Genomic DNA, 18,282 nt, shown 5'->3' with positions numbered 1-18,282 from the left:
CTCCTTATGCGGCAGCGTAGCGTTGCAGACAGTCGTAAATGGACTGCAGCAGACGGTCTTTGTCCAACTTGATTTCATAGGCATCAATGCCCACCGCCTTGCCTCGGGCCTGATCTTCCTCGCTGGCCAAGGACGTGAGCGCAACGATAGGCAAGCCTGTAAAGCGGGCGTCGCTACGAATCTGTTCCGCCAGCTGGAAGCCGTCCATGTTGGGCATCTCGATATCCGTGACCACGAGGTCGTAGCGATCCGGATCTGCCTGGAGCATGTTCCAGGCCACCAGGCCGTCTTCCGCAGTTTCCACGGTGTAGCCGTCCGTCTCCAAAAACCGCCGTACTTGGTTGCGGAAGAATTCGGAATCCTCCACCAGCAAAAGGTTGGGCACCCCTACTTCGCCGTCACCACCCGCATCCGGCAGCAAGGCGGTGCGTTCCACGAACCAATCGGGCTGCAGGGTCTGCACCAACTCGTAGATGTCTACGATGAGCGTCGTATGCTCGCCGATGATGGCCGAACCGCTGATACCGGGCTGGCGCAGGGTAAAGGCATCAATGGCAACGTCCAGCTCCATGGCGTCCACCGGCGGCGATGCCAAGAGCCCGATCTCGTGACCGTTGATGGAAAAGACAATGACCACCAATTCACCGGAAAGCTCCAGCATGCCCACATTGGCCGCCTGATCCAAAGAAAAGACCGGGAGACTGCCGCCGCGGTATTTGATCACCCGGCGACCGCTGACTTCCTCGATGTCCTTGGCCTGGATGAGCTCCACCCGAGCCACCAAATCCAAGGGCACGGCACAGTGTTCTGTCGGAGTATTGCGGAAGGTGAAGAGCGAAATGCGATCTTCCCGAACGCCCTTGGCCGCTTCTTCCTTGGCTAAGGCGACGCTCTTCTGCTCCAAGCCGGCGGTAATGCTGAGATCCGCCAAGCGGCCCAGACCTGCTACATCCAGGATCAAAGCCACATGACCATCGCCCATGATGGTGGCCCCGGCATAGCCCTGGCATTCCTTGAAGTGCCGCCCCAAAGGCTTGACCACGATCTCCACCGAGTCATGCAGTTCGTCCACCACCAAGCCATAGCGGAACTGCCCGGCGGACACGACCACCAGATTGATGTCCACGGGTTTTTCCGGCGCCGGCTCGCCACGAAGCACATGCCCCACCATGCGCGCCGCCGACGAAAACTCGTCCCCCAAATTGAGCACACTGGAGAGATAGACCAAGGGGATGAGCTCACCGCGCAAAATGAGGACCTCCGCGTCTCCCACCAACTCGATACGCTCGCCGATGCTCTGGGCCGGGACACGCAACAGTTCGTCCACATTGACCTGAGGCACGGCGAAGCGCTCTTCGCCCACGGAAACGAGAAGGCTCGGAATGATCGCCAAGGTCAAGGGCAGTTTGATGCGAATGGTGGTGCCCTTGTCCGGTTGGGTCTCGATATCCACCTGACCGCCCAGTTGATCGAGATTGGACTTCACCACATCCATGCCTACGCCGCGGCCGGAGACATCGGTGACTTTCTCTGCGGTGGAGAGTCCCGGCAGAAAAATCAGGTTGGCTTTCTCCTTTTCGCTCATGCCACGGGCCTGCTCCGCGGTGATGAGCCCCTTGGCCACGGCCTTTTCCACGATTTTGGCGGTATTGAGGCCGCGACCATCGTCGATGATCTCCACAATGACCTGGCCCGCTTCGTGATAGGCCTTGAGGAGGATGGTGCCGGTGGGGCTTTTCCCCTTGGCGGTGCGCTCTTCCGGTGTCTCGATGCCGTGGTCGGCGGAATTACGCACCAAATGCGTCAAGGGATCACCCAACCCCTCGATAATGGTCTTGTCCAGCTCGACCTCGTTGCCTTCCAATTGAAGATCGATCTGCTTACCCAAGGAGCGGGCCAAATCCCGCACCACTCGCGGAAATTTGTTGAAGATGGTGCCGATGGTCTGCATGCGGGTGAGCATGATGGTTTCCTGCAACTCCGAGGTCACCAAATCGATGCGCTGCCCGGCCACTTGGATCTGATGCAGGACGTTGGAGGAGATGGCCTGCATGAGCTGGTTGCGGCTGAGCACCAGCTCTCCGGCCAGGTTCATGAGGTCCTCCAAAAGGCTCACATGCACCCGCAAGGTCTCGGACTGGGTAAATGTCTTGCCGCCGGGTTTGGGGGCGGCATCTGCCGACGCTGGTTCTGGCTCGCTTGCCGCCGCGGCTGGCGCAGGTTTCGACGGAGCCGAAGGCTTGGGCGCTTCCGGCGCACGGGGCGGCGTCGGCGCAGGAGATGAGGCCGCAGGAGCAGGACCCGCTTGAGGCGCAGGGGACTCCACGGCTGCCGCCAAGGTATCCGCCGAAAACAGCTCTTTCACGAGGTCGTCGGTGCGGTCCTCCTCCGGCGTGGGAGGCGTGGTCTCCAAAAGCTCCTGGGCGAACTCCGGGGCCGAAGCCGCCGGGGCCGAGGCCAGATCCACAGCATGAATGGCGCTCTGATTCAAATCCAGAAGCGCGGGCATGATGTCCGCCTCGATGATGGAGGCAAAAAGCACGTAGAGCGGAATGCGATTGGAAAAATCACCGCCTTCCAGATCGCCCACGGCTTCCAAGTCGAGCTTGACATCGATAATAGTCCCCGTGGTCTCCAAGTTCTTGAGCACATCCAAGGCGGTCTTCTTTTTGGCTTCGATGTCGTGAATGAGATCGAATTCCAGCAAGTAGAGGTTCTTTCCCCCTTTGGTCGCCTGTTCGAGATCGAAGCGAGACACCGCGAACACGGAACGCCCTTGGGGATTTTGGATGTCCACCAAAGTCTCCACCGCGGCCTGGGCCGCCGGCTGGCCGCCGCCGGTGACGATCCCGGTGAGCGCGGCGATGTGGCTTTCGATATCCTCATCATTGCTCGTGGCTGCGGAGGCGATCATGTCGCGCAATTTGTCGAAGGCGAGGAGCACGATATTGACCACGTCCGGGGTGGGCGTCAGCTCCCGGTTGCGGATCAAGTCCAAGACATTTTCGATCTTGTGCCCCAAGTCCTTGATCTTGGACAGGCCCAAGAATCCAGCGCCTCCCTTGATGGAGTGGGCAGCACGAAAGACCTTGTTGACCAGTTCCTCGTCGATATCCGCCCCGGCCTGCTCGATGGCCAAAAGATCGTTCTCAATATCGGCGAGGTGCTCCATGGCCTCTTCCACATACATGCCGAGAGTTTCGTCATCCATCATCATGAGGCTTCTCCTTGGATTTTGGGAAAAGAAGCGGTCCGGCAAGCCCGCCCTACTCCTCCACCGTGAAATGCCGGTCCAGACGCATGGAGCGCAAGAGCTTGGCCACAGGCGAGGGTACGTGCGTCAGACGCAAGGCCCCGCCGTTTTTCTTCAAGGAATTGTGGGTAGCCACCAGCACGCCGATACCCATGGAATCCACCAGTTGGACCTGCGCAAGGTTCAGGCGCAGTTCCGCTGGTTTGAAGGCGACAAGGTCCACCAACTCCGTCTTGATGGCTTCCACCGTGGTGGAAACGATATCTTTGTCCAGTTTGACCTCGATGACCTCGCCGTCATGCACCACTTCTGACATATCTGCCTCCTCAAGCCAAGTTTCACAAGGCGGTGTAGCGTTTTTACCCACAGCTGACAACGCACCCCCGAGCAGGTCCGCGACTTACTCCACCCGGAACCGCTCCACCAGCGACTGCAGGGCCTGGGCCAAGAGCGTCAAATTTTCCGCATGCTGCTTGAGCTGGGTGCTGCTCACCGAAATGGATCCCGAAGCCTCGTTGACGCCGACGATATCCTGGGCGATTTCGCCTGTTACCGACGAGGCCTGAGCCACGTTTTCGTTGACCTCCTGCAGCCCCTGGGAGGCCTGGGCCACGTTCTGGGCGATGTCCCTGGTGGTCACGCTCTGCTCTTCCACCGCCGCGGCAATGGTGGCCACAAAGGCGTTGACCTCTTCGATGACCGCCATGACCTGATTGATCTCCGCCACCGTGGCCCCGGCCGAGGATTGGATGCCCTCGATGCGGTGGCTGATGTCCTCGGTGGCCCGGGCCGTCTGGTTGGCCAGTTCTTTGATCTCATTGGCCACTACCGCAAAACCACGGCCCGCCTCTCCGGCCCGGGCAGCCTCGATAGTGGCGTTCAAGGCAAGGAGGTTGGTCTGGGCGGAGATGGCGGCGATGGTCTCGGTGACCTTGCCGATCTCCTGGGCGGCTTCGCCCAATTGGTGCACCCGCTGAGAAGCCGAGGTGGCGGTGGTCACCGCCCGTTGGGTCACTTCCCGAGCCTTTTCAGTGTTCCCGGCGATCTCATGGATAGTGGCGCTCATCTCCTCCGAAGCCGCGGCCACGGTGCTCACGTTGGTGGACGCCTGCTCCATGGCTGCGGCGACGTTGTTCATGTTGACGCTCATCTCTTCCGAAGCGGTGGCCACGGTGTGGGAGCGGCTGGCCAAATCCTTGGAGCGGGCAAGCAAGGTGTCGGCCATGGTCTCCAGCTCCGCGGAAGCGCCGATAAGGGTGCGGGAGCGGGCCACGATATCCTGAACGATGGAACGCAGCCCTTGCGCCATGGCGTTGAGGTTGCGCTGCATCAGGCCGATCTCATCCTCGCGCTCCACAGGGATGGTGGAGGTCATGTCGCCGGCGGCCAGGCGATCCAGATAGGCGCCGGTCTGCACCAGGGGACGGATGACGCCGCGGCGCACCAAGAACCAGGCGATGGCGCCGACCAAAGCCAGGATCCCCAGAGTCTCCAGCCCCAGACGCACCGCACTTTGCCACACCGCGGCATTGGCTGCGTCCATGGACATGATGACGGAGAAAGCCCCGTGGATCTCGCCGACTTTCCAGCCTTCCTTGACCCCACCGGTAGGGTCTTTTTCGCCCTTGGGATCCCCATGGCAGTAGAGGCACTCCTGGGTGAGGCGGATGGGGCGAAAATAGAGGATGCGATCCTTCTCCACGATGACCTTTTCCGGAGCACCCGTGGCCTTGAGCTCTTCGAGCACCTTGAGCTCCAAAGCGTTGGGCTCGTTTTTGGGGTTGCGCGGACTCACCTTGGGCACACGAAACTCGTAGCCCGCCTCCTTGGCCTCGGCCGCGGCGGTGTTCATGGCGGTCACGATAGGCACTGCCTCCAAAAGACGGGCCGGGTCCGAACGCAACTCGTCAAAGGGGCGCAGCACGTCGAGGGAAAGCTTATGCGCCATGGTTTCACGCACTCCTTCGGCCATCATGACGATGGAGCGGCTCTCTTCGATGCGGGCATCCACGGCGTCTTGCTGGATGCGCGCCACATGCTGGAAAAACAAAACAACCGCGGTCACCGCCGGACCAAGAAGGACAATGAAGAGGACTTTCCACACAAGACCGATTCGCGCGAACATCGTGACCTCCGGCAATCTTTTATCGTTCATATCCAACACGTACCCGCCAGGCGGGACTCATGCCTTCCAGCGCCGATGCAGCCACAGCCACTGTTCCGGGTAGCGACGCACGGCGCGCTCCACGGCCTGGGTGTAGAACCGGCATACGGCCCGCACCCTGGCCGTAGGCTCACCCGTAAGCCCCCGAGTATCCAAGGGGCTTTCTTGAAGCAAGCGAAAACTCCCAATTTTGGGCTCTCTTACCAAAAAAAGCGGCCACACCTCGGCCTTGGCCCGTACGGCAAGGAGCGCCGGGCCCCGATTGACCGATGCCTCCCGCCCCAAAAACGGCAGCCGTTCGGCTTCGGCCCGGCGGCAATGGTGATCCACCAAAAAGGCGGCGAGCCCTCCAGCGCGCAGCATGGCGAGCACCCCGGCGCTGGCGTCCCGATGCCCCACGGTACGGATGCGGGCCTGATTGCGGGCATGGAGGATAAGGCCGCGCAAAAACGGGCTCTTGGGCAGCCGCACCACCACCTGGCACGCAGGACGGTGCGGAAACAAGGCCATGAGGGCAACCAAGAGCTCCCAGGCCCCCAAATGGCCGCTCACCACCACCGCGGGCCGAGTGCTGGAAAAAAGGGCAGTCAGGAGATCCGGGCGCTCGACGATCACCTGTTCGTGCAGAAACCGCGGCCCGGTGCCTCGGCCTTGGAAGATTTCGGCAAAGGCCATGCCCGTATGCCGGAAACTCTCCCGCGCAATGCGCTCGGCCGCAGGCCCTGACACGCCCAGGCGCCGATGCACCGAAGCGCAGGCAAGGCCCCGGCGCTTGGGCAAAAGCCACCACAAGGCCCGCCCCAAGGCACTGCCCAGGGAAGCGACCCAGGGCGCGGGAAGTCGGGTGCCCAGCGCCGCCCCGCATGTCCCCCAAACGTCATGCATCACGCCCCTCCGAAGGCATGGCGATGGCCTCCAAGGCTGCGGTGAGACGCTGGCTGTAGGCATCGAGGTCCTCGCCTGCAGCCGGCGGTGCCAGCGGCTCCCCATACACAATGGTGCACCGGGCACAAGGCAGCGGCAATTGAAAGCGGTCCCAGGAGGCAAAGGTCACCACCGGGTGCATGAAGGCACGCACCGGCAACACCCGGGCCCCCAGGGCGCGGGCCACGAATCCCGCCCCGGGCTTGGCCACGTGCCGAGGCCCCCGAGGGCCGTCCACCGTCAGCACCACACCCGATCCTCCTTCCCGCTGCCGCAGGGCCGCCCGCAGCGCCTTCACTCCCCCCCGGGAGCTCGATCCCCGGGCCGTGCCAAAGCCAAAGGACACAAGCACCCGAGCCAAGAGCTCACCATCCCAGCTTTGGCTCACCACACAGACCATACCATGGCGGCCATGCAGGGCGATGAAGGGAAAGAGCTCATCATGCCACAGCGCCGCCACCAAAGGCCCTGCCCCATACAGCGCGGAAAACCGCTCCCCATGCACCAACTGATAGCGGAGCGACGCCGACCACACCCGCACCAACGGCGCCAGCGCCCGCGCCAGCACGCGGGCAGAGCCAGGCGTCTTCGCCCGGGCAACCATTGAAGATACCCACTTTTTTTTAGCCATACGCATTGGTTCAATCTATTTGACCGCTCTCCGAGAGGCGCTACCCTGCGCCTTTCTTCATCCCCAATGAACGGAGGCAACTCATGGAACTGCATTGCGAAGGCGAACCCTGCCCCAAACCAGTACTGCGCTGCAAGGAGGTTTTGGCCGCCCATGCCCCGCAGACGCTCACAGTGTACGTGGATAATGACGCGGCCAAAGACAATGTTTCCCGCTTTCTCACCAGCCAAGGCATGCAGGTGGCTGCGCCGGAGCGCGTGGAAAACGGCTGGCGCATCACAGCCACAGCCCAAGGCGACGCCGCTCAAGCGCACGCATCAGCGGCAACCGCGGACTGCGCATGCGCCGCGCCCAAGCATGTAGTGTTTCTCACTACAGACCGCATCGGCCAGGGGAGTGACGAGCTCGGGGCGAAGCTCATGTTCAATTTTCTCTCCACCCTGCCGGAGATGGGACAAAGCCTGTGGCGCATCATTCTCGTCAACGGCGGCGTCCGCCTTGCCACCAGCGCCAGTCCGACTCTGGACATCTTGCGACGTCTGGAACAAAGTGGCGTGGAAATCTTGGTGTGCGGCACCTGCTTGGAGTTTTTCGGCCTCATGCAGGCCAAAGAAGTGGGGCAGACCACCAATATGCTCGACGTGGTCACCAGCCTGCAGGTGGCCGACAAAGTCATTTCCCTCGGCTAACCCGCGCGCCTTCCCCGTGCCGCCGTAACCCCGGAGTCTTCCATGTCCCAAGACCTGCTCACCATCGACCAGACCCTCGCCCGCCTCGCGGGGGACCGCAGCCTGCTCGCCAACCTCTTCCGGCTCTACCTGGAAGAAACCCCCAAGAAGCTCGCTGCCCTGGAAGCAGCGTGGGCCGCGCACGAAACCTATCAGGTGGAACGGCTGGCCCACTCCATCAAAGGATCGTCCGCCACGGTAGGGGCCATTGCCCTGCAGCAGGCGGCCATGGGCCTGGAGATGGCCGCCAAGGCAGACGATACGGCCGCCATGGAGGCGGCCTATGCCCAAGTACAATCTCTGGCTCCGGAAACTCTGGCCGCCATGGAAGCCTTTTGCGCTGCGGCATAGGCGGCCATAAGATACTTGTCTTCCAACATCCCGGGCCGCTTCCAGAGGCACCTTCCACCGTTCCGGTCGCTCGTGCGTCGCCGACGCATGGGCGGCCTTATCCATCAAGTTCGCACGCGAACATCCCGTTCTCGTACACAAGCACCTGCTCGCCATTGCGGCGCGTCCCGATGACGGTCTTGGGCTCGGTGTTGACCAAGTCCCAGTGCAGGGCGGAGTCGTTGAAGCCGAGTTCCGCGCGCCGCTGGGCAGTGAGTTCGTGGGGATCTCCGGCATAAGTGTCGCTATAGGAAGCGCCCACGGCGATATGGCAATTGCCGTGCTCGCCCCCGAAGTTCTCGTCGAACAAGGTATGGGCCATGAAACGGCGGATAGGGGAAAACCGCTTGTCCGTCAGGGAGAACTCACCCAAACGGCTGGCCCCCTCATCCATGGCGAGTTGGGAGCGCACGAATTCCTCCCCCTCCTCGGCGCGCACCGCAACGCAGCGGCCGTCTTCAAACTGCAGGGTTACCCCGCGCACCAGGTTGCCGCTGCGGTAGGAGGGCTGATCCGCGTAGTACACCCCGCGGGTCTCGCGGCAGTCCGGAGAGAGAAAGAGCTCGAAGCTGGGGATATTGTGTCCGGTGACCCCGATCCACTGCCGTAAGGCGCCAATGCCGACAGTGAGATCCATCGATGCCGAGCGCACCTGCACCCGCACCAGATCCAGGGCGTTGAGCCATGCCTTGACGCGCTGGGCCTGGCGGTACGTGGCCTCCCAGCGGGCCACTGGGTCCGCGTCGTCCAGGTAAGCGGCGCGGACGATCTCCGCCTCGTACTCCTCCGGAGAGAGTCCTGCGTCCCGAGCCAAGGCGTCCGTGGGCATGAGGCACAAAGTCCAGCCAAAAACCCCTTGGGCTTCCCGCGTTTCCATGATGTCCCGCAGATACTTGCGGGTACGGGCCATGGCAGCGATCTTGGCAGGCGCAATGCCGCGCAAGTGGGTGTTGGAATCCGGCGCCAACAGAGAGATGAGACCGTCGAGGTTTTGGAAGAGCTCCTGGTCGCCGGGGACACGAAAAGCAAGATGCCGATCCTGGGCCTCCTCATAAAAACCACGCTCCAGCGTACTTGGCGGCATCAACCGCACCACGGCATGCATCTCTTGACGCATGAGTTCCCGCTGTACGGCGCAGGCCAAGTCCACGGCCCCAAGGTCCGCCCGGACCAAAATCACCGCACCCGGAGCCAAAGGCTCCCTGCGGGCCGCCTTCATGCCCCACACGAGTACCCGAGCGTAGCGCTCCAGGGTCAGGCTATCCATCATCCTCCTCCGTTACGCATCCATTTTTACCACAATCACGCAGGCAGAAAGGGTCTCCTGGGGGCAGATCCACACCCAAGGCACGCGCCCACGCCTCCTTGGCTTCCAGAGAAAAAATCATGGGCGTATCCGACGGCAAACCCTGCGCCGCCAAGGCATCGACGAACAAGTCCCGGTAGGTACGCGAAGCCTCCGCCCCCCAGGTGAGGTGCAGTGCGGAAAACACCTCGGCGATGGCCGCAGCCTCGGCCTCCACCTCCACAAATTGGCCGCACGGCACGATGTCCAGACACACCCCTGCCGGGCCGCTTGCCGTCGGCACCCGCCAGACGCTGCGGAATTTCTCGTAGCGCCACACGGGCGTAAGTCCCAACCGATCCAGCATGCAGCTCATGGCCGCAGGGTCCGCCACCGAGGTCTCGGTCTCTGCCATGGTCTTGATCCCGGCGCGCGCCCCCGGCACCGGCTCCTTGTAGGTCAAAAACGTGCCAGCGCCGCTGTGGCGCAGGCGCAGCAGCCGCCCTGCCTTACCAAGCGGCGCGTGCGGAAAGTCCCAGAGCACATTGGCCTCAAACTCCCAGGGCACCACGAGTGTGCCCATGGTCTGCACACGGGCCTCCACCGCGCGAATATCCTCCACCGCGCACTTGGCTTCCACTTCCTGTTTCATCGCCACACCCCCCAGACCACGGCGGCCACGACCAGCCGGTACAGAGCAAAGGGCCGAAAGCTGGTGCTGCCCACCACATGGAGGAAAACACGAATCGCCACGCACGCGCTCACGAAAGCCACCACGAAGCCGACCCCGAAAAGCGGCAGGTCCGCCAGGGACAAAAATTCCCGGCTCTTCCACAAGTCGTAGCCCGTGGCCGCCACCATCACCGGCACTGCGGCCAAAAAGGAGTACTCTGCCGCCACCTTGCGCGAAAACCCCAGCATCATCCCCCCCATGATGGTGGCCGCAGAGCGGGAAAACCCCGGCCACAGGGCCAGACATTGCCAGAAGCCCACCCAAAGCGCATCGCGGGCGGACACGGCGTCCACGTCCCACACCCGCACCCGCGGGGCCCGCGACTCCACCGCCAGCATGACCACGGCCCCGGCCGCCAAGGCCGCAGCCACGGAGAGCGGAAAAAAAAGCCCTTTGATTGTGCTGTGGAGCAAAAGCCCCAGCACGCAGGCCGGCAGGGTCGTCAGGAAAAGGAGCAGCATCCCGCGCACGCCGGCAAAGCGCCGCCGCCCGGAAGGCCGCACCAACCCCCAGAATAGCGGCCAGTAGAGCACCACCACCGCAGCAATGGCCCCCAGTTGGATGGCGACCTCGAAGGTCTCGGCCTTGGGTCCGGTAAAGCCGAGCAGATGCCCCACCACGATGAGATGCCCGGTGGAAGACACGGGGAGAAACTCCGTGATTCCTTCCACGAACCCCAGAAGCGCCGCCCAAAGAAGTTCCATGATGCGTCCTCCAAGGCCAAGGCCCCTAGCGCCCCCCTCGGCCAAGGTCAACGGAGCGCGACGGCTACGGAGCGCGACGGCTACTAGACAATGAAGCGGATAATGCACATGACACCCCACGAAGACTTGGGGCATGTCCATTGAAGACGAAAAAACGCGGCCTTCCAAAGGCCAGTCCAAGATTGTCCTAGAAAAAAAATTGTTTTTGATTTAGATCAAGGCCCAAAACAGCCCCATCTCTCAAAAGGGGGCCACAGCGTAACACAATCACCTCAACCCAAGGAGGACTCATGTTCTGTAATCAATGCGAGCAGACCGCCAAAGGCACCGGCTGCACCAAGATCGGCGTGTGTGGGAAAGAAGCGAACGTGGCGGCATTGCAAGATCTTACGGTCTTTGCCTGCCAGGGGCTGGCCGAAGCCGCCCAGGCTGCCCGGACCGCAGGGGTCGACCTTGGCGACACAGGCCACTTTCTCAGCCAAGCCCTATTCTCCACCCTCACCAACGTGGACTTCGACCCCGACCGTTTCCCGGCCCTCATTCAGGAAATCGTACGCCGGCGGGACACTCTGGCCGGCGCGGCCCAAGCGACCCTTTCGACTCCGGCAGGGACCTTCACCCCGGCCCCGGACACCGCCGGCCTCGTCGCCCAGGGCGAAGCCCACGGCATCGACACCTTCGACAGCCACCCGGATCTGCGCTCCCTCAAGCAGACCCTGCTCTACGGCATGAAAGGCGTCGCCGCCTACGCGGATCACGCCGCCCTCCTCGGCCAGCAGGACGATGTCGTGTACGCCTTCCTGGAAAAAGGACTCCTGGCCCTGGGCAAAAATCTCGGCCTGGAGGAGTTGGTGAACCTCTGCATGGAATGCGGCCAGGTGAACCTGCGCACCATGGAGCTCTTGGACGCCGCCAACACCGGCACCTACGGACACCCGGTCCCCACGTCCGTGCCTTTGGGCCACAAGGCGGGCAAGGCCATCCTAGTCTCCGGCCACGACCTGCGCGACCTTGCCATGCTGCTGGAGCAGACTGCCGGCAAGGGTATCTTCGTCTACACCCATGGCGAGATGCTCCCCTGCCACGGCTACCCCGAGCTCAAGAAGCATCCCCACTTCTACGGCCACTACGGCACGGCCTGGCAGAACCAGCAGAAGGAGTTCGCCGCCTTCCCCGGCGCCATCCTCATGACCACCAACTGCATCCAAAAGCCCGCCCCCAGCTATCAGGAAAACATCTTCACCACCGGGCTGGTGGGCTGGCCCGGGGTGGCGCACATCGACGCCCGGCCCGACGGCACCAAGGACTTCACCCCGGTCATCCAAAAGGCCCTGGAGCTCCCCGGCTTTGCCGCGGACGAAGACAAGGGCTCGGTCATGGTGGGGTTTGCCCGCAACGCCGTGCTCTCGGTGGCGGACAAGGTCATCGACGGCGTCAAGAAGGGTGCCATCCGCCACTTCTTCCTGGTGGCCGGCTGTGACGGCGCCAAGCCCGGCCGCAACTACTACACGGAATTCGTAGAAAAGGTGCCCCAGGACTGCGTGGTGCTCACTCTGGCCTGCGGCAAGTTCCGCTTCTTCGACAAGAACTTGGGAGATATCGGCGGCATCCCGCGGCTTTTGGACGTAGGCCAGTGCAACGACGCCTACTCCGCCATCCAGATCGCCGTGGCCCTGGCCAACGCCTTTGGCTGCGGTGTGAACGATCTGCCGTTGTCCATGGTGCTGTCCTGGTACGAGCAGAAGGCCGTGGCCATCCTGCTCACGCTGCTCTCTCTCGGCATCAAAGGCATCCGCTTGGGGCCGAGCCTGCCGGCCTTCGTCTCTCCGGCGGTGCTGGACACCTTGGTGAAGAGCTTCGACATCAAGCCGGTCTCCACCCCGGACGAAGACCTCAAGGCCATTCTCGGCTAGTCATGCAACGCCCGCCGCGCATGCGGCAGCGGGCCACTGCGAACCGTTTGCCCGGCTCCTCCGAGGGGGCCGGGCATTCATGTCGCTGCAGGCAGGCACTGCGGACTGCCGTCGGAGGCCTCCGAAAGCAGACGCATCGATACTCGGTTACGTCCGGCGGTCTTGGCCGCGTACAGGGCCTCGTCTGCACAGGCGAGCATGGCTTCCGCCAAGAAACGGCCGCACGCTTCGCACACACATCCCCCCACCGACACCGTCACCTGCGGGGCCACGGGAGAAGATGCATGGGGAATCCCAAGCGCCTCCACCGAGCGCCGTATACGCTCGGCCACATTCCGCGCCCCGGCAAGATCCGTTTCCGGCAAGAGCGCGACGAATTCCTCACCGCCAAAGCGCGCCACCAGATCACATGGCCGCTTCACGGAGCTGAAAAGGACGCGGGCCACCTGCCGCAAACAGTCGTCCCCGGCCAGGTGGCCGTAGGTGTCGTTATACGCCTTGAAGTGGTCGATATCCACAAAGAGCAAGGCCATGGAGGTGTTTTTGCGGCCGGCCAAGGCCCATTGCCGGGCCAAGACCTCATCCAGGCGCCGACGGTTGGGGATGTTGGTCAGCCCGTCCAAATGCGACAGGTCGAGCAGCATGTCCCGATGGCGCTTGAGCTGAAGATGGTTGTGGATGCGGGCACGCAAGACCGGAGCGCTCACCGGCTTCCGGATATAGTCCACTGCACCCAACCCCAGGCCCCTGGCTTCGTCCGCCTCCCCCCATTGCCCGGTAAGGAAGATCACCAGCATATCCCGGACGAAACCTTCGTTGCGCAGCCGCTCGAACAGGCTGTAGCCATCCATGTCCGGAAGGCGCACATCCAAAAGGACCAAATCCGGATTCAAACCCTGGCGCAACAGACGCAGCGCCTCCTCGGCCGTGGATGCGTCCACGAAGACATACGTATCCTGAAGGATGGAGCGGATGGCTTCTCGGGTGACTTTGTCGTCCTCCACGAGCAAAATACATTGTCGTCCATCTTGGGCGCAGGTCATAGCCCCTCCTATTCCACGAGCTCGGACGTATCCGGGCCCTTACGTTCTTCTTCCTCACGAATGGCGCGGCGCAGGACTTTACCCACCAAGGTCTTGGGGAGCTCATCGCGGAACTCCACCTGCTTGGGGACTTTGTAATTAGCGAGCTTTTCCCGGCAAAAGGCAACGATCTCCGCTTTCGTCGCGCTATAGCCTTCTTTGAGGACGATGTACGCCTTGATGATCTCGCCTCGCGTTGCATGCTGTACGCCAACAGTCACTGCTTCTTTTACTGCAGGGTGTTCGTGCAGGACTTCATCGATCTCTCGCGGATAGACGTTGTAGCCGCCGCTGATGATGAGATCCTTCTTGCGGTCCACGATAAAGAAATAGCCTTCTTCATCCATGGTGGCGATATCCCCGGTGTAGAGCCAACCGTTGCGCAGCACGCTGGCCGTCTCGTCAGGACGCTTCCAATAGCCCTGCATGACCTGCGGCCCGCGAATGACCAGCTCGCCGACCTTACCCGGCGGCACGGGGATGGTTCCCAACTCCATGTCCACAATGGCGGCGTCCGTGTCGGGAAAAGGCAACCCGATACTCCCCGGCTTGCGTACCCCTTCCAGGGGATTGAGATGGGTCACCGGCGATGCCTCCGTCAAGCCGTAGCCCTCCACGATGTGCGCCCCGGTAAGGCTCCGAAAGCGTTCCATCACTGCGGTGGGCATGGGTGCAGATCCGGAAATGCAATAGCGGATGGACGAGAGGTCGTAGTGTTCGAGTTTCTTTTGCTGCAGCAAGGCGATAAAGATCGACGGCGCGCAGGGGAAGATGGTGGGCTTGTATTTGTGGATGGTTTTGAGCGTCTCCCGAGGATCGAATTTGGGGAGCGGCAGCACCGTGGCACCAATGAGAGTGCCGAAATTCACACACACGGTCAGCCCATAGATGTGAAAAAACGGCAATACCCCCAGCACGACTTCACCATCGTCGCGAATGGAATGCAAAATAGCGCGGCATTGCTGGGCATTGGCGCTCAAGTTGGCGTGTGAAAGCATAGCTCCCTTGGGAAACCCTGTGGTTCCTCCGGTGTACTGCAAGAGTGCGAGGTCCTTGTGTGGATTTACCGGGTGTGCGGGCTCCGGAGTGGTTCGGGAAAGCAGCGTTTTCCACGGAAACACACTGTGGCCATCATAGGGGATGGCAGGCAGCCCATGCTCGCGCCGGGCCTTGAAGCGGTAGAGGAAGTTGAGCGGGAACCCCAAGCAATCGGCCATGGAAGTCACGAAGATACGGGCAAGGGGCAGGCGGGGACGCAGCGGCGCAATGCGTTTCCACAGCAAGTCCACAGTAATCAGCGTACTGGCGCCGGAATCGGTAAAGTGGTGCACGAGCTCTTTTTCCATATAGAGCGGGTTGGTCATGACCACCACTGCGCCGAGTTTCAGGCATGCCCAGTACGAGATGAGGCATTGGGGCGAATTGGGAAGCATGATGGCCACCCGGTCCCCGGCTCGGACACCGGAAGCCTTGAGATGGGCTGCGGCAAAGTCCACCAATGTTTTGAAACGGCTGTAGGTAACGGACCAATTGTGGAAACGCACCGCGGTGCGGCGGGGAAACCGCTCGGCGCTGCGCTCCAAAAATGCATACAGGGGAAGATTTTCGTAACGCAACCGTGGAGGAACTTGCGGATCGTAATGGGCAAGCCAGGGCCGGGTCATATGTTCTTCAATCATAGATGCGTCCTCAATCGAGTGATTGGCGCCGGCACACCATGGCCACTTCCATGTGCCAGGTGCCGGGAAACATATCAAAAAGCGTGACTTCGCCGAGCGCAAAGCCGCTTGCCAAAAGCGGCCGCACATCGCGCAACGAGTTGACCACATCGCAGGAAATCCACACCACTTGCCGCACGCTCGGCATACGCGCAAGCGCCGCGGCCAGTCCCTTGGCCCCGATGCGCGGCGGGTCCACCACCACGGCCTCGGGGGCAAAGCGCGTGAGCGCTGCAGGAAGGCCACGGTGCAGGTCTGCTTCGAGCCAGCGCACCCGGGCCTCCAAACCCAAACGCCGGGCATTGCGCCTGCCTGCTTCGACCCCAGGACCCGAAGACTCCAGGGCAAGCACCTCATGGCCGCAGGCGGCCAGGGGAAGGGCGAAGTTCCCCGCTCCGGCAAAAAGGTCCACCACGCGCAAGGATTGCGCCGTCCACCCCAGGACCGCCTGCACCAGGGCGGGATTGAGCAGCTGGTTGGCTTGAAAAAAGACCCCAGGCGGCACCCCAACTTCGCCGCATCCTGGCAGGGCGACGCGGATCTCACCTGGGTCGGTGTGCGCCAGCACCGCCCCATCCACCGGACTTGCCGCAATGGTATGCCGGCCTTCAGGCAGACGCGAGGCCACCTGGGCCAAGGCGGCGTCAAGCGGCTCCGCCAACAGCAGGCACCGGGACAACGGCACCAATTGGTGCGAGCCCAAGGCCCGAAAATGGGCTTTTCCCGCCGCCACATGCACCTGGGCGCGAAAGCGGTACCCCCACGGGCTGGGGCTCGGGATCACGGCAAGGCGGCTGACTGCAGACTCCGCGGCCTGCCCCAAGGCGCGGCGCATGGTGTGACGCAAAAGTTCCGCCTTCAGCTCCACGGCGGCAGTGGGCTCCACTATTCCAAAAGGTGAGCCCCCGCAGCGGTCGGCATGGGGGCAGGGATGGGGAACCCGCCACGGCGAAGGCTTTTCAATGGCTTCTGCCTGCGCCTGCCAATAATCCTTCTTGCGTGCCGTCACCCGCGCCTGGATGGTTTCCCCCGGCAGCACCCCCGGTTCGACGAGCACCACCGGCAGCCCGGCAGGCCGCGCTACCCCGCGCCCCCGCCAAGCGAGGCGCTCCACGGTGAGCGTGAGAACATCAGCGGCGTCCGCGCGGCTGGCGGCCGGCTCCGTCACTGTTCTGCCCCAAGCCAGGCGACCAACATGCGGTGCACGACCTTGGCCGTCACGGACTGAGAAACCTGCGAACCCGGCAGGGGCGCCAGTTCGCACACGTCCAGGCCCAACAGACGAGGGCCGCCCCCCATCCACAAATGCCGCCAGAATTCCTGCAACCAGCGGTACTCGATCCCGCCGGGCTCCGGGGTACCGGTCCCCGGCAGCAGGCTCGGATCAAGGGCGTCCACGTCCAAGGAGACATACACGGGCCGCGCCCCCACAAAGGCCCGCACCCGCGCGGCTTCCGCCTCGGGGGATTCGAGCTCCCAGGCAAAGCGCGTCTGCAACTCCCCGTGAGCGCTCGTGCGGATCACCGCCATCTCCTCCGGACATACCGAACGGATGCCCAGCTGAAAGATGGGGATGCCCAACTGCCGGGCCCGGGCCATGATGCAGGCGTGGGACAAGGAAGATCCCTGGTACTGCTCGCGCAAATCCGCATGGGCGTCCAGGTGCAGGATGACCATGTCCGTAAACGCGGCATGGTACCAGGCCATGAGCGGCAACGACACGCTGTGGTCACCGCCGACGAGCAGCACAGTGTCTGCAGAGGGATCCAGGGCGGCCAAGACCTCCTGCATGGCAGCGTGCACCATGGCGGCGTCCGCGCCGGTGACCGGAGGGAGCACGGTGAAATGCGCCAAATCCGAAAGGTCCCGGTCGAGCTGGGGGTCGTAGGACTCGATCTGCATGGTGGCTTCCAAAAACGCCTGCGGTCCCAAGGCCGCACCCTGGCCGTAACTCACCGCGCCTTCAAAAGGCACCGGAAGCACCGTGATACGACGCCCCCGCGGCAGGCCGTGGAGATCAAAGCATTCCATAGCGTTTTCCTACCCTACTAGTTTTTGGGCGTATCCAGCGGCTGGCGGGAGCGGAGCACGATGTCCGTAAAGCCGCTTCTCTTCAAGTACTCCTTGAACTCCAGGGCGGTCTCCACAACACCGCGATGACACACGAGTACCCGGTACCACGTTTTTCCCTGCGAACTCGCCTTGCTCACCCGGGCCTCCACATGGGCCGCTTTGAGCCGCTGCACCATGGCCTCGGCATCGGCGGCGCTGTCCAAGGCCGCCAACTGGTATTCGAACACGAATTGCGGCTGCGGCCCCTCCGTGGGGGAAGGGGCGCGGGCCGAGGACGATGCCTGCGGCTTTTCTCCGTCCTTGCGCGCGGCAACACTCTTTTTGGCAGAAGGCTTGGCTTTGGCCGCCGACGCCGCAGCGGCCGTCTTGGACTCTGCGGGGGCAGCCGCTTGTTCCACGGGCATGCGGTGGAGCTTTTCGAAGAACTGCAACTCTTCCGGCCGCAGCACCGTGGCGTTGGCCGTGGTGTTCTCCGGTGCAGGCAAGGCCTGGCGCACCACCTCTTCCACCACCTGCTCCGGATGATGGCCGCGCCCCACCACCACCCCGAGGATGAAAGACCAGGCCATGCCCACCACCACCAGCACCGCCACGGCCGTCAGCCCCGGCAGCCCCAGGCGGACCGAGATACCACCACTTTTTTTGGCGGAGGAAGATGCGGGAGCAGGACGCCGCATACCCATC

At 62.8% G+C, this 18,282-nt stretch carries 16 protein-coding genes; 3 read left to right on the top strand and 13 right to left on the bottom strand.

Features of this window, described 5'->3' with window-relative positions; all coding sequences use genetic code 11:
* Positions 1–4 precede the first annotated feature (4 nt).
* The 5 genes from BR00_RS01955 to BR00_RS01935 all read right to left on the bottom strand — a co-directional run bounded on the left by BR00_RS01955 (position 5) and on the right by BR00_RS01935 (position 6,972).
* The gene (locus BR00_RS01955; RefSeq protein WP_496475935.1) at positions 5–3,217 is read right to left on the bottom strand and encodes a hybrid sensor histidine kinase/response regulator; all 3,213 of its coding nucleotides are present in this window, start codon (positions 3,215–3,217) and stop codon (positions 5–7) included.
* A 49-nt stretch (positions 3,218–3,266) separates the two neighbouring features.
* Positions 3,267–3,569 (bottom strand): STAS domain-containing protein, encoded by a 303-nt coding sequence (locus tag BR00_RS01950; RefSeq protein ID WP_496475934.1) that lies wholly within the window; start codon positions 3,567–3,569, stop codon positions 3,267–3,269.
* A gap of 84 nt (positions 3,570–3,653) precedes the next feature.
* Positions 3,654–5,378 (bottom strand): methyl-accepting chemotaxis protein, encoded by a 1,725-nt coding sequence (locus tag BR00_RS01945; protein ID WP_496475933.1) that lies wholly within the window; start codon positions 5,376–5,378, stop codon positions 3,654–3,656.
* Between the two features lie 57 nt (positions 5,379–5,435).
* On the bottom strand, positions 5,436–6,302 hold the full coding sequence (locus BR00_RS01940) for a lysophospholipid acyltransferase family protein (protein WP_496475932.1): 867 nt from the start codon (positions 6,300–6,302) through the stop codon (positions 5,436–5,438).
* Positions 6,295–6,972 carry a lysophospholipid acyltransferase family protein gene (locus BR00_RS01935; RefSeq protein WP_496475931.1) on the bottom strand — a complete coding sequence of 226 codons (678 nt, stop codon included), beginning with the start codon at positions 6,970–6,972 and terminating at the stop codon, positions 6,295–6,297. The genes BR00_RS01940 and BR00_RS01935 overlap by 8 nt, the downstream gene beginning before the upstream one ends.
* Before the next feature lie 83 nt (positions 6,973–7,055).
* On the opposite strand from BR00_RS01935, the gene yedF reads away from it, so the two are divergent.
* A complete protein-coding gene (gene yedF / locus BR00_RS01930; RefSeq protein ID WP_496475930.1) occupies positions 7,056–7,661 on the top strand; it encodes a sulfurtransferase-like selenium metabolism protein YedF in 606 nt (201 codons plus the stop codon).
* A 42-nt stretch (positions 7,662–7,703) separates the two neighbouring features.
* Positions 7,704–8,051, top strand: a complete 348-nt coding sequence (locus BR00_RS01925) for an Hpt domain-containing protein (protein ID WP_496475929.1) — start codon at positions 7,704–7,706, stop codon at positions 8,049–8,051.
* 97 nt (positions 8,052–8,148) lie between these two features.
* Here BR00_RS01925 and BR00_RS01920 read toward each other — a convergent pair whose 3' ends face one another.
* The 3 genes from BR00_RS01920 to BR00_RS01910 are packed head-to-tail and all read right to left on the bottom strand — an operon-like array spanning position 8,149 to position 10,815.
* The gene (locus tag BR00_RS01920) at positions 8,149–9,360 is read right to left on the bottom strand and encodes an aminopeptidase (RefSeq protein ID WP_496475928.1); all 1,212 of its coding nucleotides are present in this window, start codon (positions 9,358–9,360) and stop codon (positions 8,149–8,151) included.
* On the bottom strand, positions 9,350–10,027 hold the full coding sequence (locus tag BR00_RS01915; protein ID WP_496475927.1) for a class IV adenylate cyclase: 678 nt from the start codon (positions 10,025–10,027) through the stop codon (positions 9,350–9,352). The genes BR00_RS01920 and BR00_RS01915 overlap by 11 nt, the downstream gene beginning before the upstream one ends.
* Entirely contained in the window at positions 10,024–10,815 is a 792-nt protein-coding gene (locus BR00_RS01910; RefSeq protein ID WP_496476234.1) for an undecaprenyl-diphosphate phosphatase, read from the bottom strand. Before BR00_RS01910 ends, BR00_RS01915 begins: the two co-directional genes overlap by 4 nt.
* Before the next feature lie 287 nt (positions 10,816–11,102).
* Between BR00_RS01910 and hcp the strand changes: the two genes are divergently transcribed.
* On the top strand, positions 11,103–12,725 hold the full coding sequence (gene hcp / locus BR00_RS01905) for a hydroxylamine reductase (RefSeq protein ID WP_496475926.1): 1,623 nt from the start codon (positions 11,103–11,105) through the stop codon (positions 12,723–12,725).
* 77 nt (positions 12,726–12,802) lie between these two features.
* Here hcp and BR00_RS01900 read toward each other — a convergent pair whose 3' ends face one another.
* From BR00_RS01900 to BR00_RS01880, 5 genes are read right to left on the bottom strand one after another with little or no spacing between them, the layout of a single operon-like run.
* A complete protein-coding gene (locus tag BR00_RS01900) occupies positions 12,803–13,768 on the bottom strand; it encodes a diguanylate cyclase domain-containing protein (RefSeq protein WP_496475925.1) in 966 nt (321 codons plus the stop codon).
* An 8-nt stretch (positions 13,769–13,776) separates the two neighbouring features.
* Positions 13,777–15,486, bottom strand: a complete 1,710-nt coding sequence (locus BR00_RS01895; protein WP_496475924.1) for a long-chain-fatty-acid--CoA ligase — start codon at positions 15,484–15,486, stop codon at positions 13,777–13,779.
* Between the two features lie 10 nt (positions 15,487–15,496).
* Positions 15,497–16,693, bottom strand: coding sequence for a class I SAM-dependent RNA methyltransferase (locus tag BR00_RS01890; protein ID WP_496475923.1), 1,197 nt, complete (start codon positions 16,691–16,693; stop codon positions 15,497–15,499).
* Positions 16,690–17,556, bottom strand: a complete 867-nt coding sequence (gene speB, locus BR00_RS01885; RefSeq protein WP_496475922.1) for an agmatinase — start codon at positions 17,554–17,556, stop codon at positions 16,690–16,692. The genes BR00_RS01890 and speB overlap by 4 nt, the downstream gene beginning before the upstream one ends.
* A gap of 17 nt (positions 17,557–17,573) precedes the next feature.
* Positions 17,574–18,275, bottom strand: coding sequence for an SPOR domain-containing protein (locus BR00_RS01880; RefSeq protein ID WP_496475921.1), 702 nt, complete (start codon positions 18,273–18,275; stop codon positions 17,574–17,576).
* Positions 18,276–18,282 lie beyond the last annotated feature (7 nt).

The organism is Thermodesulfomicrobium thermophilum DSM 16697 (assembly GCF_059568695.1).
This window is presented reverse-complemented; position numbering and strand designations above follow the sequence as displayed.

Excerpts from the sequence above, each read along its gene's own strand:
- BR00_RS01955 (WP_496475935.1), bottom strand. The coding sequence starts at position 3,217 with ATGATGATGGATGACGAAACTCTCGGCATGTATGTGGAAGAGGCCATG.
- BR00_RS01950 (WP_496475934.1), bottom strand. The coding sequence starts at position 3,569 with ATGTCAGAAGTGGTGCATGACGGCGAGGTCATCGAGGTCAAACTGGAC.
- BR00_RS01945 (WP_496475933.1), bottom strand. The coding sequence starts at position 5,378 with ATGTTCGCGCGAATCGGTCTTGTGTGGAAAGTCCTCTTCATTGTCCTT.
- BR00_RS01940 (WP_496475932.1), bottom strand. The coding sequence starts at position 6,302 with ATGCATGACGTTTGGGGGACATGCGGGGCGGCGCTGGGCACCCGACTT.
- BR00_RS01935 (WP_496475931.1), bottom strand. The coding sequence starts at position 6,972 with ATGGCTAAAAAAAAGTGGGTATCTTCAATGGTTGCCCGGGCGAAGACG.
- yedF (WP_496475930.1), top strand. The coding sequence starts at position 7,056 with ATGGAACTGCATTGCGAAGGCGAACCCTGCCCCAAACCAGTACTGCGC.
- BR00_RS01925 (WP_496475929.1), top strand. The coding sequence starts at position 7,704 with ATGTCCCAAGACCTGCTCACCATCGACCAGACCCTCGCCCGCCTCGCG.
- BR00_RS01920 (WP_496475928.1), bottom strand. The coding sequence starts at position 9,360 with ATGATGGATAGCCTGACCCTGGAGCGCTACGCTCGGGTACTCGTGTGG.
- BR00_RS01915 (WP_496475927.1), bottom strand. The coding sequence starts at position 10,027 with ATGAAACAGGAAGTGGAAGCCAAGTGCGCGGTGGAGGATATTCGCGCG.
- hcp (WP_496475926.1), top strand. The coding sequence starts at position 11,103 with ATGTTCTGTAATCAATGCGAGCAGACCGCCAAAGGCACCGGCTGCACC.
- BR00_RS01900 (WP_496475925.1), bottom strand. The coding sequence starts at position 13,768 with ATGACCTGCGCCCAAGATGGACGACAATGTATTTTGCTCGTGGAGGAC.
- BR00_RS01895 (WP_496475924.1), bottom strand. The coding sequence starts at position 15,486 with ATGATTGAAGAACATATGACCCGGCCCTGGCTTGCCCATTACGATCCG.
- speB (WP_496475922.1), bottom strand. The coding sequence starts at position 17,556 with ATGGAATGCTTTGATCTCCACGGCCTGCCGCGGGGGCGTCGTATCACG.
- BR00_RS01880 (WP_496475921.1), bottom strand. The coding sequence starts at position 18,275 with ATGCGGCGTCCTGCTCCCGCATCTTCCTCCGCCAAAAAAAGTGGTGGT.